General features: G+C 59.9%; 22 protein-coding genes. 2 read left to right on the top strand and 20 right to left on the bottom strand.

Going from position 1 to position 24,111, the window contains the following annotated elements; genetic code table 11:
• Nucleotide 1 precedes the first annotated feature (1 nt).
• From V7787_RS21235 to V7787_RS21225, 3 genes are all read right to left on the bottom strand, one after another.
• A complete protein-coding gene (locus V7787_RS21235) occupies nucleotides 2-454 on the bottom strand; it encodes a hypothetical protein (protein ID WP_064490856.1) in 453 nt (150 codons plus the stop codon).
• Between the two features lie 133 nt (nucleotides 455-587).
• Nucleotides 588-965 carry a hypothetical protein gene (locus V7787_RS21230; protein WP_064490855.1) on the bottom strand — a complete coding sequence of 126 codons (378 nt, stop codon included), beginning with the start codon at nucleotides 963-965 and terminating at the stop codon, nucleotides 588-590.
• A 169-nt stretch (nucleotides 966-1,134) separates the two neighbouring features.
• Complete coding sequence (locus V7787_RS21225) at nucleotides 1,135-4,119, bottom strand: DotA/TraY family protein (RefSeq protein WP_104887023.1); 2,985 nt, start codon at nucleotides 4,117-4,119, stop codon at nucleotides 1,135-1,137.
• A 911-nt stretch (nucleotides 4,120-5,030) separates the two neighbouring features.
• On the opposite strand from V7787_RS21225, the gene V7787_RS21220 reads away from it, so the two are divergent.
• Nucleotides 5,031-5,627: a hypothetical protein gene (locus tag V7787_RS21220; protein WP_064491223.1), complete on the top strand. Its 597-nt coding sequence runs from the start codon at nucleotides 5,031-5,033 to the stop codon at nucleotides 5,625-5,627.
• A 10-nt stretch (nucleotides 5,628-5,637) separates the two neighbouring features.
• Entirely contained in the window at nucleotides 5,638-5,991 is a 354-nt protein-coding gene (locus V7787_RS21215) for a hypothetical protein (protein ID WP_014592456.1), read from the top strand.
• A 97-nt stretch (nucleotides 5,992-6,088) separates the two neighbouring features.
• On the opposite strand, the gene V7787_RS21210 is transcribed toward V7787_RS21215, so the two are convergent.
• From V7787_RS21210 to V7787_RS21130, 17 genes are all read right to left on the bottom strand, one after another.
• Complete coding sequence (locus V7787_RS21210) at nucleotides 6,089-6,937, bottom strand: hypothetical protein (protein WP_064491224.1); 849 nt, start codon at nucleotides 6,935-6,937, stop codon at nucleotides 6,089-6,091.
• A 36-nt stretch (nucleotides 6,938-6,973) separates the two neighbouring features.
• The gene (locus V7787_RS21205) at nucleotides 6,974-7,546 is read right to left on the bottom strand and encodes a hypothetical protein (protein ID WP_336089515.1); all 573 of its coding nucleotides are present in this window, start codon (nucleotides 7,544-7,546) and stop codon (nucleotides 6,974-6,976) included.
• A gap of 5 nt (nucleotides 7,547-7,551) precedes the next feature.
• Nucleotides 7,552-8,355: a hypothetical protein gene (locus V7787_RS21200; protein ID WP_231114230.1), complete on the bottom strand. Its 804-nt coding sequence runs from the start codon at nucleotides 8,353-8,355 to the stop codon at nucleotides 7,552-7,554.
• Between the two features lie 288 nt (nucleotides 8,356-8,643).
• Nucleotides 8,644-9,438 (bottom strand): hypothetical protein, encoded by a 795-nt coding sequence (locus V7787_RS21195; RefSeq protein ID WP_064491226.1) that lies wholly within the window; start codon nucleotides 9,436-9,438, stop codon nucleotides 8,644-8,646.
• Between the two features lie 12 nt (nucleotides 9,439-9,450).
• The gene (locus V7787_RS21190; RefSeq protein ID WP_104887021.1) at nucleotides 9,451-10,419 is read right to left on the bottom strand and encodes a hypothetical protein; all 969 of its coding nucleotides are present in this window, start codon (nucleotides 10,417-10,419) and stop codon (nucleotides 9,451-9,453) included.
• A 133-nt stretch (nucleotides 10,420-10,552) separates the two neighbouring features.
• Nucleotides 10,553-11,863, bottom strand: a complete 1,311-nt coding sequence (locus V7787_RS21185; RefSeq protein ID WP_198747846.1) for a secretion/conjugation apparatus DotM-related subunit — start codon at nucleotides 11,861-11,863, stop codon at nucleotides 10,553-10,555.
• Between the two features lie 55 nt (nucleotides 11,864-11,918).
• Complete coding sequence (locus V7787_RS21180; protein ID WP_019438931.1) at nucleotides 11,919-12,137, bottom strand: hypothetical protein; 219 nt, start codon at nucleotides 12,135-12,137, stop codon at nucleotides 11,919-11,921.
• A 103-nt stretch (nucleotides 12,138-12,240) separates the two neighbouring features.
• Nucleotides 12,241-13,440: an ATPase, T2SS/T4P/T4SS family gene (locus V7787_RS21175; RefSeq protein ID WP_014592463.1), complete on the bottom strand. Its 1,200-nt coding sequence runs from the start codon at nucleotides 13,438-13,440 to the stop codon at nucleotides 12,241-12,243.
• The gene (locus tag V7787_RS21170) at nucleotides 13,437-14,330 is read right to left on the bottom strand and encodes a type IV secretory system conjugative DNA transfer family protein (protein ID WP_230855413.1); all 894 of its coding nucleotides are present in this window, start codon (nucleotides 14,328-14,330) and stop codon (nucleotides 13,437-13,439) included. The genes V7787_RS21175 and V7787_RS21170 overlap by 4 nt, the downstream gene beginning before the upstream one ends.
• A 14-nt stretch (nucleotides 14,331-14,344) precedes the next feature.
• Entirely contained in the window at nucleotides 14,345-14,845 is a 501-nt protein-coding gene (locus V7787_RS21165) for a DotD/TraH family lipoprotein (RefSeq protein ID WP_223279199.1), read from the bottom strand.
• Between the two features lie 81 nt (nucleotides 14,846-14,926).
• Nucleotides 14,927-15,451 (bottom strand): transglycosylase SLT domain-containing protein, encoded by a 525-nt coding sequence (locus tag V7787_RS21160; protein ID WP_064491229.1) that lies wholly within the window; start codon nucleotides 15,449-15,451, stop codon nucleotides 14,927-14,929.
• Nucleotides 15,452-15,453: 2 nt separating this feature from the next.
• Nucleotides 15,454-16,071, bottom strand: a complete 618-nt coding sequence (locus V7787_RS21155) for a hypothetical protein (protein ID WP_014592467.1) — start codon at nucleotides 16,069-16,071, stop codon at nucleotides 15,454-15,456.
• Between the two features lie 116 nt (nucleotides 16,072-16,187).
• On the bottom strand, nucleotides 16,188-19,139 hold the full coding sequence (locus V7787_RS21150; protein ID WP_336089512.1) for a type IV secretion protein DotL: 2,952 nt from the start codon (nucleotides 19,137-19,139) through the stop codon (nucleotides 16,188-16,190).
• A gap of 11 nt (nucleotides 19,140-19,150) precedes the next feature.
• Complete coding sequence (locus V7787_RS21145) at nucleotides 19,151-22,213, bottom strand: type IV secretion system protein IcmB/DotO (RefSeq protein ID WP_019438927.1); 3,063 nt, start codon at nucleotides 22,211-22,213, stop codon at nucleotides 19,151-19,153.
• Between the two features lie 63 nt (nucleotides 22,214-22,276).
• Nucleotides 22,277-23,023, bottom strand: coding sequence for an HNH endonuclease (locus V7787_RS21140; protein WP_014592470.1), 747 nt, complete (start codon nucleotides 23,021-23,023; stop codon nucleotides 22,277-22,279).
• A gap of 73 nt (nucleotides 23,024-23,096) precedes the next feature.
• The gene (locus V7787_RS21135; RefSeq protein WP_014592471.1) at nucleotides 23,097-23,477 is read right to left on the bottom strand and encodes a hypothetical protein; all 381 of its coding nucleotides are present in this window, start codon (nucleotides 23,475-23,477) and stop codon (nucleotides 23,097-23,099) included.
• A 37-nt stretch (nucleotides 23,478-23,514) separates the two neighbouring features.
• Entirely contained in the window at nucleotides 23,515-24,099 is a 585-nt protein-coding gene (locus V7787_RS21130) for a hypothetical protein (RefSeq protein WP_014592472.1), read from the bottom strand.
• Nucleotides 24,100-24,111: the final 12 nt, after the last annotated feature.

Here is a 24,111-nt window from a genome sequence, read left to right as displayed (position 1 = left end):
ATCAGCCCTGATTCAATTGCAGAATATGCCTCTTTATGGCCTGCCCGGCGGCCTCGACAAGGCTCAGATAAAACGCCTTGCCCAGGCCGAGCAACGGTGATCCCTTCAATGACTCAGCCGTTGCCTTCAGCGTGATGACGCCGAATTGCTCGGCGATTGTCTCGATACTGCGCTGGCGCTTTCCAGGCTGGTCATAGGGTTTTTGATACCACGTGGCAATCTGGTACTGGGCGTCCTCTCTTTCGAAGGCCGCGTACAAGTGCTGGGCCAGCGCAGTAACCGTTTCACGAATCAGCCCAGGGTCGATATCGTGATCTTCCAGCAATGCTTCGAAAGGGGCATTGGCTACCGCCAGAAGATCTCCGATGGTGTAGCCCGCCATCGGCGGAAACACACCAGGCGGCAACTCGACGGCTGGGCCATTCTCTTCATTTGAACTGTCTTTGTCGTGCATAAAAATATCCTTGCGCTAAATGTGGAAAATCGCACGCTGCCTGTTGGTATTGACCACTACCTGGCCAAATACGGAAAAAAAGGATCGAATCCCTGTCCCCCACTCGGCCAGCCTTGCTTCATGTAACGGATACTTACTGCAATCGCAGCACAGCAGCATGGTAGAGCAGGGTCAGGTCCTGCCTGGCATCCATCACTTCACTGTGAAAAACCGCAGAAACAAAAGGCGCCACCCTGAAGAAATCCGGCAGCACCTGCGGAGCGCTGGCATGTATCGGAAAGACCGGATTGGCCGGCGCAGCCAGCTGAAACTGATAACCAAACCCGCCCAACCCCGCGCGTTCGGACAGCGCCTGGGCGATGCACAGCACCGCCACCAGCCCGATTTCCGCCACATCGTCAGCATACAGTTCACCACCATCGTAGATAAACTGCTCACCACGCACGATGGCCTGGTCCGCCAGGCCGGTCAGAAGCCGTCGAAGCTGGTCTTCCAGTTGATTGTCATCCATGCCAAGCCTCCGCCAAGCGATCCGAGTCAGGTATCAAGATACGCACACGATTGCGCGTCACCGTCCAAGACAACCTGGCGCGGGTAAAATTCCGCCCACACTGGCAAATTGCCAGACCATTGTTGCACCTGACAGCGCCAAGCCATGTGCGGCAGGACAGCGCCGTGGTTCAGCGGCTTTCATCATCGCCGTCTTTGTCGCTTGCCGAGCCGCTTCCGGCTGGAAGCGCAGCGTCGCTGAACGCGTGATTCTGGCTCGCTGAATGTTCTGCACCCGCATCAGGCGAGGCAGGCGGCTCCTGGGCCTTGTCGCTGCCGGCAGGTGGCGCCCCACCGGTCAGCGAAGCCTTGTACGCGTCGATCCGGGCGTCTGCACCTTCATGGTAGGCCGCTTTGCCTTCAGACATCGCTGTCGAAAAGGCTTGCTTGTACTCGGCCCCAGCGGCACTTGCAGTAGCGGCTAAACCCGCACCTGCAGTCAGCGCGCCAGCCGATACTGCGTCACGCACCCGGCCACCCAGGGACGCAGAACCCGAGTTGCGCAAAGATTCCACGCCAGACCGCCCCGCAGACAATGCAGCACTGCCCGCGCCACGCATGGCCCTGCCTGTTGCAGCAGCCCCCCCGGCGACCGCCCGCCCGAGGGCGACGCCAGCCGCTTCGCTGCGCTTCTCGCCGAGCGTACGATTGTCAGTCGACGCAGTCTCACCCTTGTTATCGCTGCCTTGGCTTGCACCGCCCGCGCCTTGACCGTTCGCGCTGAGCAGTGGCGTCTTGCCCCCGCGACCACCGCGCGGCCCACCACCCCTCGGCCCACCACCCTCTGGGCCACCACCCTCAGGGCCAGCATCAGGAGAACCGCCGCCCTGGGATGTCAGTCGCTTCTGTCCCCCACCCAGGCGCATACCCGAGCCACTCCCGTGCAGCCTCGAACCCACAGAGGCGACGCCGCCGCGCATTTCCGCTGTTGCGCTGGTTTCACCCATGCTGCCGAGGCCGCCGCCGATCCACCTCAGCACCTCGTCAGGCAAGGTCTGAGGCAGACCGAAGATCATGTACAGCACCGGCAGAAGTGTCAGGCCGAACACCATGAACCACCAGGCAAAGGTCAGGAACTCGGCAATGACCCCAACGCCCCCGCTCGAGGAAACGACCGCCCCCCGCATGGCGAAGAAGCCCTGCGCTATGTAGTCGATCACAGGGTCGGATACCAATATCGCGGCAAACAGCCCCAGAACGGCCAGTGCCGGGCGAGCGAACAGCGACAGCAGCAACAGGTAGCCCTGCGTCTGCGAACCCACGAACGTCCGATCGGGTGTCATGTGCATCACGGCCCAGAGCGGGGCAGCAATGATGGATTGCAACACGGCGAGCACCCAGCCGACGAACACGATCATGAACAGCGTGTAGGGCAAGCTGGGAAGGAATACGCCAAAGTAGAAGGCCAGAGGTTCAATATAGGTCGCCAGCAGCGCGAGCTGCTTGATCGGCACCTCCATGACCCAGTCCCACAGCGGGATGACAATCTTGTCGAGATCCAGCCCGTTACCCAGCGCCTTGACCGATGAAACGGTACCGGCCAGCACCCGTACTGCCGTCGCAGCACTTTTGATGGCAACATCGGCGAGCAGTATGCCGCCACGGGCAACGCTCAGGTAATCGCCCACGCACTTCATGCGGTTGAGCGAGCCCCCCATCTGCCCCGCCGTGCCACACAGTGGCGTCTGCCCGTTACTGCCCGCCCCCGTGGCAATCTCGACCACGTTCTGCATCATGCCGTTGACGAACGAGGACATCTTGCTGTCCATGTCCGCCCTCAATGACCCTACGTTGATATCGCTTTGCGGATCTTTGGGGATGAGGCTCGCCAGATCATCGGCCTTGGCGGGCTTTGCACCGTTGTACGCGTCTTTCTCTTCAGCCTTCTTGTCGATTGCCTCGGTCACAGTGGTGAGGCTGTTGCTCAGCAACGAGAAGCGCGCATCCGAGGGCAGCCCCGCAAGGGATGGCGCACCCACCGAGCCCACCGGTTCGGCAAGCACGTTGGCGATCTGCCCTCGCACCATGCCGACTCGCTGGAACCAGCCCCCAGCCGCAGCCCAGCCATCTTTCGTGAGCGTATCCAGAAAACCCTTCAAGCCACTATCGACGTCGCTCTGGCCGTCAGTGACCTCTTTGACGAGGTTCGTCGCAATCTGGTCTTCCTGCGTCCTGACAATCGTATTGAAGCGGTTTGAATCGACCTTGTCCCAACCGGGATCGTTGATGGTCGCTGGCCATGAGTTGACCCACTTGTCCAGCTCGCCCATCAACTTGCCAGCCGCTTTCACCTTCGCTAACTGAGTTTGTTCATGCACCTTCTCCAACGCCTGGGGAATGGGGTCGGTCTTGGTCTGTGCCGCGTAGGTAGACAGCTTCACGGTGCCGCAGAATGGCTCGCCACCGGCCAGGTTGGTTACCGCATTGCGATCCTTGAGGAAAAACGTGTATTCGGTACGCCCATCGACAAACGTCTGCTTGTCATAGACCTGCTCGACCTGTCCATTGCCCAGGCTCGTGCTCTTGGACTGGACAGCGGGCTGGCTACCAGACCCACTGTTGGCGTAGATGGCGTTTGCTGCCCTGGCACAGTAGGAAACAGCAACGTATTGCCGCGCAAAGTCACGCAAGCCGTAGAAGTTACCCGCCTGGTTGACACCCTGAACGATCCCGTCCGACGACAGCACGCCAATCGCCATGCCGGCCTTGTAGGTGCCATTGGCAAAGCCGATACCCCAGAGGGCGAACATCAGGACGATCAACTGGATGAACGAGTAGCCGCTGGTCGTCGGCAGCAATACGGCACCGCCTGCCACGATCCGCACCGGCGTCCACAAGGACGACCAACTCTTGCCCATTGCCTCCCCGTCGTTGGCCGTGTTTGTTACCCCCATCACTGCCACATACGAGACGATCAGCGACCCGATGATCAGGATGCCGCTGTTGAAGAAGCTGAACATGGTGGCAAGGATGTTCGCGCCGGCTTCCACAGCGTTAGGGTCAGTACCTGCAACCAGGCTATCGATCACTGGCCCGAAAATTCTGCCAAGCATCTTGACCGATTGATCGGAGCAGTCGCTTGGGTCGCTGCACGGTGAAAACGGCATTTGAGCCATTGTGAATACCTACCTGAATCGAGTTGCGGACGGTTGATCTGAATCGTTCGCGACGAATTCCCTTGGAATGCTCCGTCGTCCTTGAATTGGGCTGTCATCCAACCCGGCAAGCCACAGGGCCCAGGCATGCGTCGAGCCCAAGCCATGGCGCTACCCGTGCAACGTTGACTGCCAGGATAGCGAAAGCGCGCTAATCTTAAACCAGAAATCACCTAATTATCAAAATATTGTTATGTAAGAAAACTAACAAGAACTGACATCAGGATGCTAGCTACCTGAAATTTTTGATAGCGACGCTAGACCGAAGCAAAATGTAAAGTCGTGTAAATATTGGCATTTAGCCATCAAACGATGGATAAATAACCGAATTAGCGTGATAACCTTCGCATTCCGCGGAAAACCCCTCGCGCGCAATGGATCATTCTTCAGATGGTGCTTTCACAGGTTTTGAAGTCGGTTTTCAGGCGCCAAAAGCACGACATCGCGCGCTTTCTCCCTGAAGCAAGAATGAATGGCGCGCTTGCACAGCGCCTGCAGAAGAAGGGTGACGGCGTAGCCAGACCCTGACGAAAAGGCTGTTTTACGGGCAGTTGAGCTAATTCGGCAGCAGTGGCAATTTGGCATTAGCGATCTTGGCTTAGAACGCCCCGACTCGCTCGGCGGGGATACTTAAAGTAACCAAAAAAACGATGATTTCGGGGCAGGCCCAAGAAATGCGAAAGCAAAAATGCTAAGGTCAAGCGAATCGATGAACCCATAGGGTTCGCAAGGGTTTATCCAGCACGTCAGCGGAGATCAGTGGATATCCGCATCAGGCCTACGCGACGCGGCGAGCCGCGCAGGGAAGCAGACGATGCTGAATGCCGACTGGTTGGGCGCGTTCAAGCCCTGTGAATAAATGATGGACATAGATGCAGCTATCAATACGTGATGCCAGCCGATTCGTGATCGGTGCTGGGTTAATGCGCGAGAGAGCCATAGAGGCCTCAGGCAATCCGGCAATCAGCTTTGAGAACGTAGCGCAAGCGGCGCTGCGCGAGGGCCCTGACGGCCAGAAAGTCCGGCAGACCATCGACACCCTTGCCGAACATGAGTCGGCATGGCTGCGCAGCACGCCGCCGCACACCCTGCGCACCGACCGGATCATGCAAAGCAGGACAGCCGAAGCCAACGCTTTCACGGCCATTCATTGCGCCGTGATCAGTGCCATTGCCTTTGAGGTTGCCACCCCCACCGAAAAGCCCCATGCAGAATCCGGCCTGCGCCAGTCACTGACCCGTGCTATCGATGCGATCGACCATACCCCAGGTTCGCGAGCGGATCGTGAAGGGCTGCTGGGCAGCCTGCGAGACCAGGTGGTGTCCGCAGCCTCTGACGGCGACTTCATGAAACAAGCGCTGCGCCAGAGCGAACAGGCCTACCTGGCTGCCGAGCTGGACAAGACATTCGCCCGCTACACCAAGCCATCGCTGTCGCGCAGCGAGGACCTCAACGACAACAGCATGTAAGGACGAGACCATGCCGACTGCCCAGGACTTCCAGAGCTTCACAGCCTCCGTATTCCCGTCACAAGCGGCGGAAATCGTTATTGCCAAGCAGCCGGTGCTGGCCGAGTACGGTCAGGAGTTGCGCGGTGCAGTCAATCAGCTTGCGCCGGAGGCGTCGCGAGCACTGCTCGCAGAATATGGCGCTGCCTCGCCCACGCTGCTCAGCAGCATCGAAGCGTCCATCCTGCAACGCGAGTTCGCCCATGAACATGCGGCTCAGCAGGCGAACCTTAATCAGAACTGGCTGAACGCGGCCGACGCGCATGCGGCCGGTATCGACGAGTCGGTGGCAGCGGCTGACGATATATGGAATGCGGCTCAGTGATACCCCCAGCCTGCATCGCCTCCCAGCCTGAAAGAAGGGCCGGGTGCCACGGCGACTCGGCGCTTATTCACCACGCCGGCGCAGGGCACCCCACTGCTTAGCGCGAAGCGCTCTTGTACCCATGCAAGGCATCCTTGCACGAGAGCGACGATACAGTGAAGCGCACCACGTACTGCATATAGTCACCAGGCGCGATATTGGCCGGACGCGCGCCTCTGTCAGCCACCGAATTGTAGGCAAGTACGGCATCACACGTTGTCCAGTCGCCAACCTCGGTATTCTGCTTGGCCGACTGCGTGCGCATCTGCGCAGCAAACCCTGCATCTTCCATGACAACCGGGATACGCTGAGGCGTGGTCGTCAAAGCCACATGCTGCCCACTGCCCACCCCCATGAAGCCTACGCTGATAGTGATGTTACCGTTGCGATCGACACGCGGGAGACCACCAAAACGCGTGGCGAACTGCTGCGTGGCCGCCAACCGAGCAAGGGTCTGCCCTTTCAACCTGGCCCAGTATGCATCGGGCGGATTGTCTGCATCATAGGCAGGTGCCGCCCTGTCGTACGGCTTGCCCGCAAGTTTCAGCGCCAGTTGCCGCTGGAAGTAACGGTCACGGCACCCTTCGTTGACATCGCGATCCAGTTCTTTGCCAGATTTGGCGCTGTACAGCAACGCGGACGCGCAGGTGTAGTCATACTGGCCGTTGAAATACAGGTACTGCCCATTACCAACAGGGCTCTTGGTCGGTATCAGGTCGAGCCCGCCGCTACCTGCTCCACCAGCAACACCGGTCACAAGGCCATTGGGCATCATTGAAGTCAGCGAGCTGACCGTTTCGTCCGAGAAACGAATCTTGGTTGTCCCGTCCGGCATCTGCTCGGTCGTGACACAGCCCGCCATTGCCACGGCGGCCAGCACGGGCAGGATGAATTTACACTTGGTCATGCACGTATCCTTACTTGTAAAGTCTGCTTGAGCGCATCAGAAGAACCGCCCCATGTCTTGCTGCTGCACCTTCGCTTGACGGGTCTCGCGGAGCTGGCGCACCACGTCACCCAGGCGCATCTCGACAGGATCGCCACACGGCTCGCCCACCTCGACCACGTAGCCGTCACACACCGACACCTGGATGAGCTGGACGAAACGAGCAGCGGCCATTCGCGCACGCTTTTCACCCTCGTCGACGAATATGCCCAGCGCCAGCGGTGGCATGCGCGAATCCATGAAGTTCACGCCCTCGACAGACAGGTACAGCCGGTCAGAGACGTAGGCAGCCTCGAAAGGCATGCACGAAGCCCAGGCAGCCTCGAATGGCTGGACGCCCACATACAAGGTGTCGCCTTCCAGGGCAAAGCTGAAACGCCCACTTTGCATGGGCGAGAGCAGCATCACGCGGTCGTGTTCAGGATGGCGCAGCACTTCGTCCCGCTTGAAGTTCGCCGTCCAGCGCAGAAAGTTGGCATACGCCACCACCTGCCTGGCCGCCCGCACTACACGGGCCCGCTCCTCTGCACTTATTGCCGGCCCGACGTCCTTATGGCCCTGGATCCCCATGTAAATCAGTCCTCGTGCTTTTTGCGTTTTTCCAGCATTGCGAAGAAGTCATCCAGAATCTTGTTCAACATCTTCTGCGGCGTGTGGCCAAAATTCTTGGCGTGCTCCGACACCCGCTCATGGTTGTCATTGCGCAAGGTGTAGGAGTTGGACGGGTCCTTTTTGCGGTTGCGGAACGAAATCAGCCCGGAACGCCGCGCCATCGACATCATGCGCTCGTAGTCCGTGTGCGAAATGTTGAATTTCTTGCGGATGTCGACCTTGGTCAGTCGCTCGTCCGCCTTCATCAGCCGCACAGACTCCACCATCAGGTTATGCAACTGGTTCAGCCGCACCAGGTGGTTGAACCCGCTGTCGATCTGCCCCCGCTCTACAGCCCCGCGATCGGTGTCCGGGCGCGCCAGGCCACTGGAGAGGTTCTTCAGTACGACCTCATCGGACAAGTCGAGCGGGTTTCGGTTCTTCTTGGTTTCCTTGAAATCGGGTGATTCGCCGCTCAGGTAGTACACCGAGCCTTGCTTGGCGATTTCCACTTCCAGGAACGAACAGGCAACCATGAAGATGTCTTCGGTACAGAGCTTGCGCGACACACCCTGCTGAATAGCCTCGCGGCTAAGCGGCTCGTCGGCAGCGCGCATGGCGGCCTGGGTATGCTTGGCCCGCTGGATGTCCTGGACCATGTTGAAATACGACTTTAAAGGCAGCACCTTGTCGGACAGGTTGACCAACGGGTACAACTCCTTGACAGTGTCGGCCAGTACATCTGGCGAGGGGACCAGCAGCGACCTCAGGCCCTGGGCAAGGGACAATAACTTGGCCCCGTCTTTAACTTCATTCGCTGGTCGCATATACGTACCTAAGATTTCCAATCCAAAATAGTCTTAAAGTGCCTGCGCAGGCATACACACTCCGCTCAAGCAGAACAGCAGCACCAAGCTTCGTAGGCCGGGCCCGCTCTCATTCTCCAATCCTGGAAAAGATCCTCCTTCGGCACCACAAGGCAGCATTCGGGCGACGCGAGAGGGCTCCCCGCCATTCTAAGCGCCCGCAAACCAGCGAAAGGCATACCCCATCCATGGAGCAGGAAGCAATGGCAATCATTGCGGCGCCAGGCACCCAATGTCACCACCCTGACCTGGATCAAGCCCCATTGACTGCAGGGTCTGCTTGGTCAATTCCACCTGCGCCTTGATCGACTCCGGGTCGTTCGCCATCTGCTGCGCGACAGCATTTTCAATCGGCGACTGGGAGGAAGCAAGATGAGACATGGTCGCCATCACCGCAATTACCACCAAAGGCGGCACCAGCCAGGCCATTGCGGTCTTGCGCCGGCGCGACCTGGCCTGGCGCTCGGCATTGCTTGCGGCCTGCTCGCGCAGGGCCTTGCGCGAAGGCTGTGGTGCTGCGCCCTGGTACTGCGGGGCAGTCACAGGAGCCGGGCGCAGGGCCTCTGCAGGCACTGCCGTCCTTTGCGCTTCTTCGCGCTGGAAGTAGTCGTTCAGGGCCTCATTCAGGCATTCCGAAAGGGCCTGGCGCACCTTGTAGGCAACCAGCGCAGGCTCGATATGGGTAAGCGCACCCTTGCGGTCTGCCTCGGCATGGAACACCAGCTGCAGGGCCGCCAGTTCGTGACTGGCCTGCACCCCGGCATCGCCCTCGATCGCCAGGCTGACGCTGCCGCTGAGCACCCGCTGATGGCCATCGTCTTCGGCCGCGTCGAAGCCGGCCACTACCAGCGACAGCTGCTGGAAGGCCCTGGCGATACGCACGGTACGGGTCGCCCGCTGTGCGTCATTGGGGCATTGGCTGTCGAACACCACCAGCAGGTGCTCGCCCGAACCGAAGAGGCGGATACTCGGGTCGAACTCGAAGTTCGGCGCTTTGGCTTTCATGTACTTTGCTCCTTAAAGTTTTCCAAAGATGTCTTCAAGCACGACCGCCTGTGAAAGGCCGGTCATCATCCTTGGCTTCCCTGTACGGTGATCGATGAAGAATGCAGCCGGCACACCCGCCTGTTCCTTGCCGTTGTGTTCGAATGCGGCGAACAGAAACGCCAGGTTGGTGCTTAGCTGCTCGACGGTTTCCGGCGATGGCTCGGAGCGGACCTGTTCGTGGTTGCCCAGTACCCGCGCCAGCATCTTCTGGTCCTTGGTCTGCAGGATGGTGGCGGCCAACGGCACGCCATCCGCCGGGTTACCCAGTGCTGCAGACGGGATCCACTTGATCGAATGGCCCTTTGCTGCGTAGGCCCTTGTCAGGTTGTAGGCTTCGCGGCAGTACGGGCAACGCGGGTCGATGATGATGTAGACGGTATCGCCGATGCCGCCCTTGCCCTCCTTGATGCCTGCCAGGGAGTCGACGGTTTTCATCGACTCCGGGATCGCGCCTTTGAAGGTGCCGTCCATGGCTGCAGCTTCGCGCACATTCGGCGCCTCAACGGGTGACATCTGCGGCGCAGCTGGCGCGGCCGCGACCGGGGCAGTAACAGGCGGTGCGACGATGGCCTGGGCAACGCCAGGCAGGAAGGCATCGGAGATATTGCTGCCCGTTTCGGCATTCCAGGCCACGCCGGTGAACAGCACCGCAGAGTCCGGCGTACTGAAAAGCACCACTTGATGGCCGTTCTTCTCAACGGTCCAGGCGGTCAACCCGCCGAGGCCGACCGGTCGGGCGCTGACGATACGCCCATAGCGCGACACCCGTTGCGCGGCCAGGTCATCAAGCTCCTGCTGGGCAGGGTTAACCTGTGCGGCACCTTGAGCGGTGATGAAGGCAGAGAGGTCCGCCGGTTGTGCCGGGGCGGCATGGGCGACGGAAATACCCGCCGCAAGCGCCGCCAGCACGGCGACAGTTCTTGCAATCACACCCTTCATGGCTCGATGTCCCTATTAAGAATCCAATACGACCGTATTCTAACAAAAAAGCAAAAAAAGGCACCAAAAAAACAAAAAAAGGCCATCTACTTAGATGGCCATTTGCTTTTATCCAAACCTTCAAGACTGCGCTTCAGGCAGCCCCTTCATCGAGCGCTGCCCCTTGTGCCGCGGCATACCTCTCCTGCTGCAGGGCCTCATAGCGCTTCTTGTCGGCTTCGGAATACTTGTACGCCGACATCGCCAGCTCAAGACCGTTGACCGCCTTGTCCAGCTGGGGCTCCGCCAGTGACATCCCCGCTTTGCACTCATACAGGAAATGCGACAGGATCCCCGGCGCTTCCGGGAACCCGGCTTGGCGCCCGATCGTCTGCAGGGCATACCACATGTCACGGTCGAAGAAACGCATCCAGCGCATTTCTGCGGGTGGCAGCACACCCAGGCGGCGCGCCTGGAAGAACATGGCAAAGATGATGGTGCGGACGAATGCGTGCGCGTGCAGGATCGCACTGGCATTGGGGTGCTTGATGTACTTCTGGATGATCGCCCGAGGCTCTTCCAGCGGCACTTCGGGCTTCAGCCAGGCATAAGGGTCGCCCTGCTGCTCGGCCTTGCCGGCAGGTGCCTTGAACTGATCCCAGCACCAGGCAACCATGTAGTCGCTGTCGGCCATTGCCGCCTTGAAGGCATTGTCATCCAGCGCCGTATCGGTGGCGACCACCCGCGGCAACGCTATCGCCACCAGCAGTGTTTCTGCCGGCGTCAGATTGGCAACCCGGGTCCAGTGCTGGCCCAACTGGCGACGCATCACCTCGGTGGTTTTCTCGCGATCCAGGGTTGGTGCCCAGCTGCGATCCGATTGCTCCTGCCAACCACTGATCAGCAAGTGCCGGTAGGCAAACTGGCGGGAGGTCTGCGACATGCCGAACACTGGGTGGTCCAGCGGCTGGGCGATCAGGTCGAGCTCGGCGAACATGCGCAGGTGCGGGTACTGCGCCTTGTTCTCTTGCACAAAGCTCTTGATATTGTGCGTCTTGGTGAACCTGAGCTTGGGGTGGGTCTTGTTGATACGCAGGAACATGCGTACCGACAGGATCACCATCAACAGCAGGAAAAAACCATTCATGAGCAGCGACGACGAAGTGATTTCACCCCACGCCACGCTGGAAAAATCTCGCTGACAGGCACCGATGATGCCTTCCGGCGCACACATGCGCCCGACCCACTGGTTGATCGAGGCAATACCTGGCAGCGCGGCAAAGTCACCCAGCATACTTGGCAACCACAGCTCGACGTAGCGAATGTAGGTGTACACCTTGGCAATCTTGTCGTGAGCGAAGTACCAGGCACCCCACCCCCCGAGGTAAAGCACTGCCATGATCCCGAGCAAAATGGCGGGGTCATCCCAGGTAAAGCTCTTCTGCCCACCTCCCTGTTGCTTCATTCAACGCCTCCTCTGGCCGCCACAAAGACTCTGCCGGTCATGTCTGTCTTGCCAACTACCTGGCCAGTTCCTTGAGCAAATTGTGCGTGGTACGCACTCGCCCCACCATGAACACTGCGGCTCGGCGGCAAACCGCCCGCACAGTCATTTTCTTCACCACCTCGATGTAGACCAGGGCAATCGTCATGCACAGCGCCAGTGGCAGCAGAAACTTCCACAGCGCCGGCACCAGCAGCAACATCAACCACGGCAAGGCGGCACTTGCGTTGATCACGAAAAAACGTGCGGGGGGAGCGCATCTGCTCCAGTGATACCGTCCTGTTGCCATAACTTCTCCGTAAACTCGTTGCAGTCAGCATTAATGGGCAGCCCGCACCTCAGCCGTGGCGCAGGTCGCGGGCAGTCGCCTCGCTGATCAGGCCTGCGGCCAGCAGGCGATCCGCCTCGGCAGCAAAGGTATGCCCTTCTTCACGCACGAACTCGGCAACCCGCTGGGTTACCCGGCCCATGTCGGTCAGGTCCATCAAGGTGTCGCGCACCTGCTCGGTAAATCTCAGCCACGATCGCGCAGCGGTGCGTTTGCCATCCACCGTCGGCACAAGCTTCTGCGCCATCATGAAGCGGCTGGTATCGACGAGGTCGTAGATGGCGGTGGCACGCTCCTGCTCCGGAAAGCGGGAAATCATCCGGCGCATGATCGCCGCCACATCCTTGGCGTGCACCGTGCCAAACACCGGGTGCCCCGTCAGCGACAGCTCCACCGCCGCGCGAATGGTCTCCTGGTCGCGCAACTCGCCAATCACGCACAGGCCAGGCGCACGTCGCATGGCCTCGCGGTTTGCCCGGTAAAAGTCTTTGAAGTGCGTGGGGATCTGCGACTGCACGAAGATCGAATGCTTGCTCTGGACCTTGTCGTAGGTGAATTCGATCGGTTCTTCATGGCTGATCAGGTTGCCCTTGATCGGCGTGTCGTTTTCCAGGATGAAGCGGTTGATGGCGGCAAAGGTGGTGGTCTTGCCATGGCCGGTGGCACCGGCCACATAGACGATGCCATCACGCGGCGTGGCCATTCTGACGATTTCCTCGCTCAGGCCCACGTCCTGGATGCGTGGCGGGTCATCGGGGATGGCCCGGATGACAATCTGGCACGAGGTGTCGCCATGGCAGGCGATGGGCGAGGCGTTTACCCGGTAGGCATAACGCAGGCGCGCACCGCGGGCATCCTTGCGCTCCGGGTCGAACAACTCGTAACGCTCGTTGACCGCCGTGCCGGAGACGATATCGGTGGTGGCGGTGTCCCGATTGGCCGCCATCTTCAGCAGTTCGTTGACTTCCCCGACATCCAGCGCACGCCGGGTGACCGCATACATCCGCCCATATTTCTTCACCACCACCGGCAATGCGGGCTGGATGAAAATGTCGCTGACGCCATGGGTCAGGGTTTCCAGCATCATGGCCTTGAACTGGTCGGCGCGATCGAAACGAAACGGGTCTTCGTAACTGGTCAGGCGCTCCAGGCGCTCGATCATCGCACCTGGTTCCAGCATCATCACGTCGTCGTGGAAGTCCTGCTTCATTGCCGCCCGCCTTCAACGCCCGCGGGCTGTCGGGCTGCAGCAGGCGATGACGCCGGGCTGCCAGCGCCGGTTACCGGCGCACGGCGTGGAGGGTTGGCAATGGTCGAAGTAGCGATCGAACTGCGCCACACGTTCATGTTTTCGTTGAACTCGGGCAAGGCGGTGATGCGCAGCAGGGTTTCGTCCACCGCCATCGACCGCCCTTCCCGGGTAACCGGGATCTCCGCACCGGAGATGATCGGCATGGTGACCTGGCCATGACGGGCAAACTCATTGAAACGGCGCATACCATCGATATCGCGGTTCATCCGGTCGAAGCCGTAGGTCAGCATCAGGTTGGCCTGCTCGACACCTTGTTGCCAGCCCTCGCGCACGGCCAGTTTCCACACCCGCTCTTCCTCGTCGGAACGCGGCACCAGCGCCGAAACCAACGAGGTGCGGTCGAAGGTGGGCGGCGGGAAGTTCAGGTATTCGCGCCAGCTGGGCGGCACGGAGGAAAAGCGTGCCTGCGACTCGATCTTGTAGGCCGCCCCCGACAGGCGCAGCGTGTAGTCGCCATCCTGGTTGTACAGGTGGCGCGCTTCGGTGATGACCGGCGGCACGACGCGATCCTGGATCATCAGGCTACTGAAGTCATAGACGGTGTCGAACTCACGCTCGCGCAGCTTCAGGGCTTTGTTGATGTTGGTCAGCTGCCACGCCAGGCCAGCCTTCACCCCCACCTGCAATGCCGCATCGAGAATGGCTTCGCCGCGCGCAGCCGATGCCTGGTTCTTCTCGTCACGCATGGCCTCGATAGCCGACCTGGCATCGCCGGCGTCACTCTGCTGCTGCACGTAGGCGGGTTTGTCATAGAGGCGCTCGGCGTCCTCGAGGGTCATCGGAGGCATGTCCATCGCCATGTTCAGCCCCTCCCCAGCGCCAGCGGTACCGGCTTGTAGATCAAGCGCAGCGTGTTGGTGCTCTTGTCCAGCACCACATCGGCACCGGTATCGATCTGTGCACCCACATCCTTCAGCACATTGATCGGCGTTGCCTTGCGCACCCACACGTTGATGGGCTTGAGATCGACGCGCTTGCCGCTCTCGACATAGGCGTAGCCATAACGGCTGGCGAAGGTCTGCAGAAGCTCCTGAGGCTTGCCAATGAAGTCGATGTCGACCTGGTCGGTGTCTACTGCAGCCTGCCGCGAAGCAGCTTGCACACGGTCGGCGTTCAGCCGCGAAACGTAGGTGTGCTGAGAATTGACCGCTACCGACACCTTGTCGGCGATGATCCGGCTGGCAAACGCCTCGGTGTCTTCGGTAGTAGGCTTGGCAGAGCTGGCACAACCACCCAGCGCAACCAGTGCCACCAGCACACCGCCAGCCTTGCAGGCGCGTGCACCCATGCGTATTCCTTTCATGTAAAAACTCCTGAAGTTGTCTTGTTCATCGACCCGGGGTAACCCTTGCCCAGAAGCCTTGGCATTCTGCGGCGACCTGCGTTACTGGTAGCTGACCACCAGCCTGGCGTGGCGCTGCCGCTCGAGGTACTTGCCCCATTTCACCGCCAGCGGGATCAGGTCTTTCTTGTAGATGTCGTTGAATTTGCGGGTACGCGAGTGGTAATTGGCGGCGCGGGTCCAGAAGTCCTGGCCGTTGTTCTCGTCCAGCTTCTGGCGCAGCAGCCATGCCGCCAACTCCGCGTTGTAACAACCGCGCCAGGCAACATCGGACTTGGTGATCGCCGGGTATGCGGCAAACACGCCTTTCGGGCCCCAGTGGGTGGTATTGATCTGGAAGTGGCCAAGGTCGAAGGTGCCATTGCGGTTCGACACGCTTTGGCCGTTCTTGCCGCTTTCCTTGCTGGAGATGGCCAACAGCACGTTGGCCGGCACACCCTGGCGCTGGGCGGCCTGCACGACGCAGTCGATATCCGCAGGCCGCACGGCATAGAAGTCATCGGCCAGTGCCTGCATGGCGCAGCACATCAGGGCGATGAACAGCCACTGGGGCCGTTTGCGCATCATGGTCAGATGATCCATTTCTGGTGCTGGAACCAGAACCAGAACGCGCCCTCGACGAACAGCTGCCCGGTCGAGACCTGCCAGCTACGATAGGACTTCTTCATGCCGAATACCCACAGCGCGAAGCCGATCGACAGCCAGTTGAGGGCGATCAGAATGCCCGCGCCGGTCGCGAGCATGTAGATGAACCCGGCAATCGCAGCAGCGCTGGCAATGAAGAACGCCCTGGAGTGCAAGCGGTGGCTACGGGCAATCCGGTCGATCTCGTCACGTTCGATGGTGGTCAACTGCGCCTTGACTCGCTCGTTGCGGTAGCGCGCGGCATGCTCCTTGACCTTCTTGACGTCATCCTCTTCAAGCAAGGCGAAGCCGCAGTTGTTGCAACCCCAGCTGTGCAGCACACGCATCTTGCCTTTCGGCCCCTGCTCGAACTCCTGATGGTCACCTTCCGTCTTTAGCAGCACACCCCGCTCGCACTCGGGGCACGCTGGGCTGAAGTTGGAACGCCAGAGTGCCTTGATGTGCTGGTTGCCCATGCGCAGCTGATTCACGCCAAGCACCGCCATCGGCATGGTGATGAACGCGAACTTCGCAGCTTTCTTCCCTGAACTGAACAACCCCATCGCCTCACCTTAGCATGCAAAAATTCTTGTTTCTGATTATCTGTCAGATATCTATCGTCGTCAATTTATGACAAAAAATAGAATCACACGCCGATCTAGGGCTCTGACGCCCGGTCTTACTTGGGCGGCTGCTCTTTCATCATCAGGCGGCACTTGGCCTGCAGGTCATTCAGCCGCTCGCGCATGCCGGCCACACCCTGAGCAGCGGGCTCAGGGGTAACGCTGTAGTCCGTTTGCCGGGCAATTTCTGCGCAGGTTTGCTCGATCCGCTCTTGTGCGGCCCACTTGTCCGACAGCGATGCAAAGCCTTCGCCGCTGGCCATCAGCTGCATGTCGAGCATCTGCTGAGGCACGACCATGGCCAGCTCACGCGCCCATTCATCGTCCAGTTCCTGCTCGTCAACCGGTGCAATGGCAGGCGTCACTGGCGTCACGGCCAAAAGGTCGGCAACGGCGAGGATGCTTGCCTGAATCCCCTCCGGGCTCATGGGGTCAATTTGTGGTGCGGGCACTGGAGCTGCTGTAACCATGACCGCATCCGGCACATCGGCGGGGGCCTGCGGCGCCGGTTTTTCTGCCAGTGGTGCTGCTGGAGCCGGCTTCTTCAGGTCGCCGGACAAATACGCCCCAAGCACGCCGAGCGAGGTGTCCAACCGGCCCAGCAAAGGCCGGTCAGGGTCGGCATAGTTATGCTCGAACACACTGTGCATGCGGGCAAGAGTTGGGTCACCCTTCACTACCGCGCGTACCCGTTTGGCGAAAGAGCCATCCTTCAGGCTGTCGACGAATGCCTGGCGCGACTGCCGGTTCTGCGGCAGGTCCGAAGGCTCAGGTGGCTCGACCGGAATGAAATCGTTGATGCGCATTTCCTTCGGCGCCGGGCCGGCCGTGTAGAAGCCCAGGCCGCGAATAAGCGCCACGCCACCGGTCTTGCCATTTTGCGATTTCTTGCCGATCAGGAAGGTGAACTCGCCGTTCTCCTGCATGGCGACGTCGTCGTAGTTCAACCGGCTGCGCTGCTCGATGGCAATGTTGTCCGACTGCCGCAATTTTTCGTTGCCCGCAACACGTTCGAAGTTGCCCAGCATGGCTTGCGAAGACTCGGCCGCCGCACCCTGCACGCGCCGCCAGGTTTCCGATTCGGTGCCCGAGGTCAGGCGGCCAACGGCGCGAATGTTGGTGTTTTCCCAGGTGGCATCCGCTTCTTCGGCGCTGGATTTCTTCAGCGAGGAAAAGTCCTGCGCCGCGAAGGTGACACTGAAGCCCAGGCTACGCGCTTGGGCCGGGGCCACGGCAAAGCCGACCACGGCGTAATAGCCATATTCGTCGAGAATGGTATAGAACGGGAACTTCGAGCCGGTCGGCCGGCTGTCGATGATTTCGCGCACTACCCCTTCGACCCGGTTGCCCAGGCAGCCGGCCATCATCTGCTTGATGCTGCCTACAATCATCTTGCCAAGCATGCGCATGCTGTCCGGTGCACGCTCCAGCGCCGGCAGCAGCACCACCAGCAAGCGGCGGTTGATCACCACATCATAGAAGTCCACGTCACCGACGCGGGTCTTGAAGATATGGCCGTAGTTGAAGGTCAGGTCGTTGAAGATCCGTCCCAGCTGCATGACGATGTAGCCGTGCTGCTCCAGGGTCTTGGTTTCCTGCTTCTTGAACTTCGCCTTCTGGTAGCCTGGCAGCGTTAGCAGGTACGAGCGCAGCGGGGCGACGATCACGTCGAACATCTCACCGTACTTGCCGCCGTGCTCCCACACCAGATCTTCGATGACGTTGAGCTCGAAATATTCCAGGTACTTCTCGGGCGACAGGTTGATGTGCCCCTTGTCCCGCAGGTAGGTCAGCGGCCGCGTCAGGGCTGCCACGAACATGATCGCCCGCCCCTTCCACATGTCACCGCCGCCGCCGGAATCATCCATTAGCGACACAATCAGCTCGATCAACATGCCCGACGAGGTGTTGCCCATCATGTTCATGTTGTTGGTCACCTTGTCGACTTGCTTCTCGACGAAGTCGCGGCCAGAGGTGATGAAGTTGATGATCAGCAGGTCATCTTCGCGGCCCAGGTAGCGCGACAGGCGGAAGATTTCCTTCTGCAGCTTGGGGTCACCCTTGCCGTCGACGTAGATGAAACCAGTGTTCTGCACCAAGGCGTTGAAGACGATGCCGAGCAACAGCTCGGTGTTATGGGTGACCAGGCTGTCGTCAGTGATGTAGAGGTGATGCGGGTGATCGATCTCGATGCACTGGCAAGGTGCCTGGCCGGCAGCCGTCACTTTCCACACCTCGGCCCAGCCATTGAACTTGGCCGAGCCGCGCTTCTTGCGCACCTTGGGCAGCATCACCACGATGCCGCGCCCCATCAACTCGCGAATGGCGTCGGTGGTCACGGTATGGGCTTCTTCGCTGCCATCCTGCCCGCGGGTAAGCACCCGCCACAGGTGGTCACCCGTGGCTTGCGCCCGGCGCCCGTCACGCGTGGCCACGGTCCAGATCGGCTGGATGCCCTGCTCAATCACCCGCAGCACCGCAGCCTGCTTGCCATCGGGCGTGCACACGTTGTCGCCGACCCGGATGCGGCCCATTTCCACCCAGCCGCCCGGAGTCAGCACCTTGGCATGCTTGGGCTGCGGCTTACCGGAGCCAGTGGTGCCCAGCACCAACTGGTGGGTGCGTAGGTCACTGTCGCCGGCGTAGATCTGCTCTTTGCTCTCCAGGTCATTGCCGAAGAGAGTCACGCCCTCACCTTTCTTCTTGCCCTTGTAAGAGCCGTCATTGACGTCCGCCAGCTTAGGCACCCGATAAGGGAAATCGAACGTGCGATTGTCGACGTCGACGAACTTGCGCTTGAACGCCCAGGCCAGCAGCAACAGCAGCTCACCGGAAAAGGGCACCTTGATCGAAATCAGCGCCAGGACCGGTAGCGCGAAGGTTCCGAAAACCGCGCCGTCGGCCGACTGGAAGAAATCACTGAAGCGCTGCCCGGCCAGGCGGGTATCCTTGCGCCTGCGGCTGCTGCTGATTTCATGCTGACGGGATGCGCCCTTGTACTGAGCCATCTGTCACTCCCTCACACTACGTCTTCGAATGCACTGGCGCTGATGTAGTCAGCCACCAGGTCTTTGGCGATCCGCGCGATCACCGACTGCTCCATGTCGTCATCGACGAACTCGACGTCCTTGAACGTCTCTCGCTTCAAGCGTTCGACCATGTCTTTGCACCCCCCTGACGGGAAGCGCCGGGCCAGCAGGGCCAGCGCATCGGGGCGCGGCATGTGCTCGTAGAGCATGGTGCGCAGCTTGCGGTCCTCGGCGGTCGTGGTCAGTGCCCACAGGCGCATCGGCCCGGCAGACATGGTGAACAGCTGGCTGTAGGTGGCATTCTTGGTCTCGAAGCGGGCCAGGAAGGTACAGCCATGCTTGTTCGCACCGTGCACGAAGTTGACCAGCGCATGCTCTTCGGTGTCAGACAGGCCGATGTTCTTCCGCAACCAGTCGCGGGTTTCCTTGGTGCCCGAGTCGAGGATGAAGGTGGCCGTGGCGATCTTGGTCAGCTGGCCGAAGTCTTCCATCAACTGCGAAGCCAGAATGATCTCCATGTTCCACTTACGGGCCTCGCGGCCATCGGTCTGCATCTGCTCCTGCAAGCCCACGTGGCCACCGGTCTTGTGGAATTCGTCCATGCACATGACCTTGTATTCATCCACCAGGTCGGCCACCAGGCGCTCGTAGAACGGCAGGTACTTCTCGGTGAAGAACGGGAAGTCCTCCTTCGAGAATGCCACCTTCTTCATGAAACACTGGCGGGCGATCATGTACATCAAGGCAGTCTGCTTCTTCGCCGAAGCAGAGCCCTGCAGCGCCACGTCCTGCAGATCGAGGGCAACGATGCGGGCACTGCCGACGTCGAAACGGGTGTGGTCGGCGAACACCGGGAAGTCGCCGACCGCCTCGCGAATGCCGAGAATGAACGCATCGACCAGGCTGCGCCCTACCTCACCGGAGCCTTCGTACTCGGCACGCACCTCTTCGGTGGATGCCACCGCCACCAGGTCGTTGAGGGTAGGCACCGCATAGCGCTGGGTGACTTCCGCTTCGTACACCATGCCGGCATCGAACATTGCATCGACCAGTTCCCAGTAGGTGGTGGCCGGCAGAATGCGGAAGCCCAGCGCCGCCACGGCGCCGTCGACCACGTCGTTGTGCCCGGGCTTGTAGGTTTCCGGGCTGGCCCTCTCGATCTTGTCGTCCTTGCGCCGGTAGGCCAGGTCAACCATGCGGCCGACGAAGTTGCTCATCCCTTCATAGGGCTTTTCGCGTTCGGGCGGCGTCACCAGGATAGTGAGAAAGTTCTTGTTGAACTCGCGGTCCTTCGGCAGCGGGTAACGCTGGCCAAGCGGAGTGTCCAGTGGGTTGATGCAGTCCTTGCGAGCGTTCTGCAAACGTTTGTACACCACCAGGTGATGCAGCCGTGGTGGCAGGTTGTCGCGCACCAGGTCGCAGAAACCGGACGAAGAAATACCGATGTCGGTGATGCCGATGTAGGGCAACCCGGTCAGGCCCGGCATCAGGCACGATTCGAAGTGGTTGTTGTTCATCAACACCGACTTGCCCGAGCCTGGCTTGCCTGCAATCAGGGTGATCCAGGTGGTCTGCTGCGAGGAAAAACGCTGGTACTTGAGGATCTTGCCATCCAGGCTGCGGTAGATGGTCGACCCTTCCTGGAACGGCGAAGCTGGCCGGGTCAGCGGCAGCATGGCCACGGCATCGCCCAGCGGCGCAGCGGCCGGGTCGCCCAGGTGCTTGGTGGTCAGGGCCAGACAGTTGGACTGAAACGCCTGCATCGGGTTACCGGTACGTTCGATGAACACGGGCTGGCCCCAGGCTTCCAGGGTGCGCCAAAGCTTCGACTTGCGAAGCGCCAGTTCCTTCACGCCCTTTTCGTCCGGGCTGGCCCAGGTCATCGCGGCCACTTGCAGCTTGACCATGCATTCACCGTCACGCACGCGCTCGCGCAGTTCCTTGGTGGCGAGGTTGATGTTGCGGTTCTGCTCGGAGGTGACCGACAGCAGCTGGGCGAACAGGCTCTTCCAGGCCAGCACACTCATGCCGTCGGAGGACAGCATGATCGACACCGAATACGGCAAAGCGCGCGACACACCGTTCTCTTGCGTTTCCGCGCGGTTGAGGCTGTTGAACAGGGTGTTGAAGTATTGCGGCTCTGCCGGTGGAATCGACATCAACAACGGCGCATACACGCGCGAGCCAACCCGCACACTGGTAGGATCCGGCAGCAGACTGGTGCGCTCGCCACTGCCGATTTCAGCCGAAGTGACCATGATTTGGCTGGGCAGCGTGGGGTACATGAACTCCGACATGTCGCCATTGCGCTTGCTGGTCTTCCAGCGCATGGGAATGGCGCTACCTGGAATATAGGGCTTCCAGGTACGCGGCGTGATGTCGGGGTTTACCTTCGCACGGATGGCGCGGATCGCTTCACTGACGTCGAGCACATCCGCCGAGCAACCGAACTCAGGGGACGTCAGGTCTTCGGAAATCTTGGTGACAAAGGAAAGGTGGCGGTCCTTGAGGTAGGAAATAGGCCGCAGCAGGTTCTGCGCTTCGGCGGTGGCCGGCCACTCCGATTCCTTCCTGAACTCGTTCAGCGCCTCGCGCGCCATCGACCTTTCGGTCTGGTCGAGCAGCGCGGGCCGCGACCAGAACACCAGGTAGCATTCTTCGTCATACACATACTGAGCGTACTTGCTGACACCTTCGTTGATCAGGTGCCGCACGTTGAGGTTCAGCCGCTCGGCGGTTGCTGCCTGCTGCAAGGCGTTCTGCTCCAGCGGCGCGGTCGCATCCAGGTCGCGGCTGAAGACAATCTGCAGGTGGTGGCCGCGTACCTTGAAGTACACCGAGAGCGACGCTTCCAGCAGGCTGACCAGGCGTTCGAACTGTTCGCGCCCAAGCACGCTCTTGGTGCCGTTGAAGCGCACGATGGAAGCCAGCGAACCGTCGTTTGCGACGATGGCCTGCCCGCCATCGACCGTTTCCAGGTCGCAATAGTCCTGCACGTCTGCCTTGAGCTGGCTCAGCACCGTCAGGATCACCGCCTCGAGTTTGTTAAACATTTCCTTGTTCTCCCTTGCCAACGCTCTCAACGGCGAGACTGAGCAGCAGTACGAGCGGCTGCATCAAGCAAAATTCTTCAGTAACTGGCCGGTCAATGCCGACCAGTTAGCTGGCAAAAACACCGCACGGTTATTGGCCGCGTAGTATTCGAGCTGTCCATCTTTGAACGCGCTTTTGGTTGGGAACAGCCGTAACGGCGCCAACCATTCAGCGCGCTTGCTAAATTCTTCATCGCTGACAAGTTGCTTGCTCGCGAGGGTTTCCGCCACGCCAAGCACGGTGATGACTTCGCCACCGAATATTTCTTTCAGCGTGTCATTACCACGAAACTTGAAAGCCGCCAGCAGGCTGGCCAGCTTTTCATTGGCCGCCACGTCATCGAGCAACTCATTAACGTAGATACAGCGGGCAATGTTATTGATCTCGGTTTGCGTCAGTTCCTGCACGGCGACGAAAAAGCCGGTGTCATTCATGGCGCAGGCGCCAAGATGATGAACCTGACGACACAGGTTACAGGCGGTGATCAGGTTTTCCTTGGTGCAGTTGTCGGCATTGCCGTCCAGTGCATGAAGTTCCTGAAACTTTGCAGACTTGAACCCGCAAAAGCGGCAGGTGTAATTGTCGCGCTGCCACACCGAAGTGCGAAGTTTGCTGTTTTCATCGCTGAACAGTTTGCGCTGGTCATCGTCCGAGCGCCACAGCGGCCGACGCACGCCAAATACCGGCTGATTGGCAGTTCGACTGAGATAGCCACTCGACAACGTGGGCACAGTGTTTGCCCCGCGTTCAGAAGCGTTTGTTTCGCTCACGTCCGAATATTCCCGAAACTGTTCTTGAGGTGCGGGGCATGACGCCCCGCAATAGGTTCAGCGGCGTGCAGCGTTAGTTGACCAAAGTGTTGCGCATGATCCACATCACAGTACCGACACCCGCCATCAGGCCGCCGATGAACAGGCCGACAATTGCCGACATCGGCTTCTCACGCTCATCCTTGGAGGCTTTCCAGAGGGTGTACAGGGAGATGGCAACAACTACGAAACCACCAACCGACACCAACGAGATCAGCAGCGTGGCGCCGCCCTGAGCAGTGTCGTCGATGTTGCTCATGACATCACTGGCCGTCTTGCCACCCGACTTGTCCTGGGTCAGGTCGGTTTTGTCGATGGCAAAAGCCGACGGTGCCGCCAGGGCCCCGATAACAGCGGTAGTTGCACGAACCTTGGCCGAATCGTATGCAGCTTTCAGAGTTTTGAGTGCTTTCATAAGTGACGCTCCTTATATTTCATGTTTCGAAAAGCCGTTACGACCACGGCGTGAAGAGGCCAACCAGATTGAATCCGATTGTGTTGTTGAGTACATCGCTGAACCATTTGAAGTTCCATGCCAGGACGCCGCCGATGATCCAGCCGCTGGCGGTGCCGAGGCCGGCTTGAGTTTGATTGTTGTAATAACCGTTTACCGTCAACCAACCTTTCACCATGGCGATAAAGCCGACAACCTGCATGATGCCCAGCAGGGCCAGGGTTGCCAGTTGTGCCTGCTCTTGCAAAGTCGTCCCGGTCGAGGAATAGGACAACATGCGCGAATTGGCATAATCCCCGGTCAGGGTTCGCGACATGATGCCCATCCACTCCAGCGTACCGATCGCCAGCAAGATAGAGCCGATCACCAATTGCACACAGGCAGAGCCGACAGAAAAACGCTGTCTTCCGGCCACATATTTCAATGCGTTGTCATGGGTCACGCCCCACAACTCGATCAACGCCGCACCGGTCAGATAGAGGCCGATAAGCACGGCAATACCCTGGCACATCATGATCGCTGTCGGGATGACCTTCCCGATATTGACCATTACATCTACTAGATCGGCAAATCCGGCCGCCATGACAACGTACCT

The sequence above is a fragment of the Pseudomonas sp. CGJS7 genome, from assembly GCF_036961695.1.
Note: the sequence above shows the minus strand (reverse complement) of the source record. Positions and strands in the feature narration are given on the sequence as shown.

Coding starts and splice junctions, on each gene's coding strand:
- V7787_RS21235 (WP_064490856.1), bottom strand. CDS start 454: ATGCACGACAAAGACAGTTCAAATGAAGAGAATGGCCCAGCCGTCGAG.
- V7787_RS21230 (WP_064490855.1), bottom strand. CDS start 965: ATGGATGACAATCAACTGGAAGACCAGCTTCGACGGCTTCTGACCGGC.
- V7787_RS21225 (WP_104887023.1), bottom strand. CDS start 4,119: ATGGCTCAAATGCCGTTTTCACCGTGCAGCGACCCAAGCGACTGCTCC.
- V7787_RS21220 (WP_064491223.1), top strand. CDS start 5,031: ATGCAGCTATCAATACGTGATGCCAGCCGATTCGTGATCGGTGCTGGG.
- V7787_RS21215 (WP_014592456.1), top strand. CDS start 5,638: ATGCCGACTGCCCAGGACTTCCAGAGCTTCACAGCCTCCGTATTCCCG.
- V7787_RS21210 (WP_064491224.1), bottom strand. CDS start 6,937: ATGACCAAGTGTAAATTCATCCTGCCCGTGCTGGCCGCCGTGGCAATG.
- V7787_RS21205 (WP_336089515.1), bottom strand. CDS start 7,546: ATGGGGATCCAGGGCCATAAGGACGTCGGGCCGGCAATAAGTGCAGAG.
- V7787_RS21195 (WP_064491226.1), bottom strand. CDS start 9,438: ATGAAAGCCAAAGCGCCGAACTTCGAGTTCGACCCGAGTATCCGCCTC.
- V7787_RS21190 (WP_104887021.1), bottom strand. CDS start 10,419: ATGAAGGGTGTGATTGCAAGAACTGTCGCCGTGCTGGCGGCGCTTGCG.
- V7787_RS21185 (WP_198747846.1), bottom strand. CDS start 11,863: ATGAAGCAACAGGGAGGTGGGCAGAAGAGCTTTACCTGGGATGACCCC.
- V7787_RS21175 (WP_014592463.1), bottom strand. CDS start 13,440: ATGAAGCAGGACTTCCACGACGACGTGATGATGCTGGAACCAGGTGCG.
- V7787_RS21170 (WP_230855413.1), bottom strand. CDS start 14,330: ATGCCTCCGATGACCCTCGAGGACGCCGAGCGCCTCTATGACAAACCC.
- V7787_RS21165 (WP_223279199.1), bottom strand. CDS start 14,845: ATGAAAGGAATACGCATGGGTGCACGCGCCTGCAAGGCTGGCGGTGTG.
- V7787_RS21160 (WP_064491229.1), bottom strand. CDS start 15,451: ATGATGCGCAAACGGCCCCAGTGGCTGTTCATCGCCCTGATGTGCTGC.
- V7787_RS21155 (WP_014592467.1), bottom strand. CDS start 16,071: ATGGGGTTGTTCAGTTCAGGGAAGAAAGCTGCGAAGTTCGCGTTCATC.
- V7787_RS21150 (WP_336089512.1), bottom strand. CDS start 19,139: ATGGCTCAGTACAAGGGCGCATCCCGTCAGCATGAAATCAGCAGCAGC.
- V7787_RS21145 (WP_019438927.1), bottom strand. CDS start 22,213: ATGTTTAACAAACTCGAGGCGGTGATCCTGACGGTGCTGAGCCAGCTC.
- V7787_RS21135 (WP_014592471.1), bottom strand. CDS start 23,477: ATGAAAGCACTCAAAACTCTGAAAGCTGCATACGATTCGGCCAAGGTT.
- V7787_RS21130 (WP_014592472.1), bottom strand. CDS start 24,099: ATGGCGGCCGGATTTGCCGATCTAGTAGATGTAATGGTCAATATCGGG.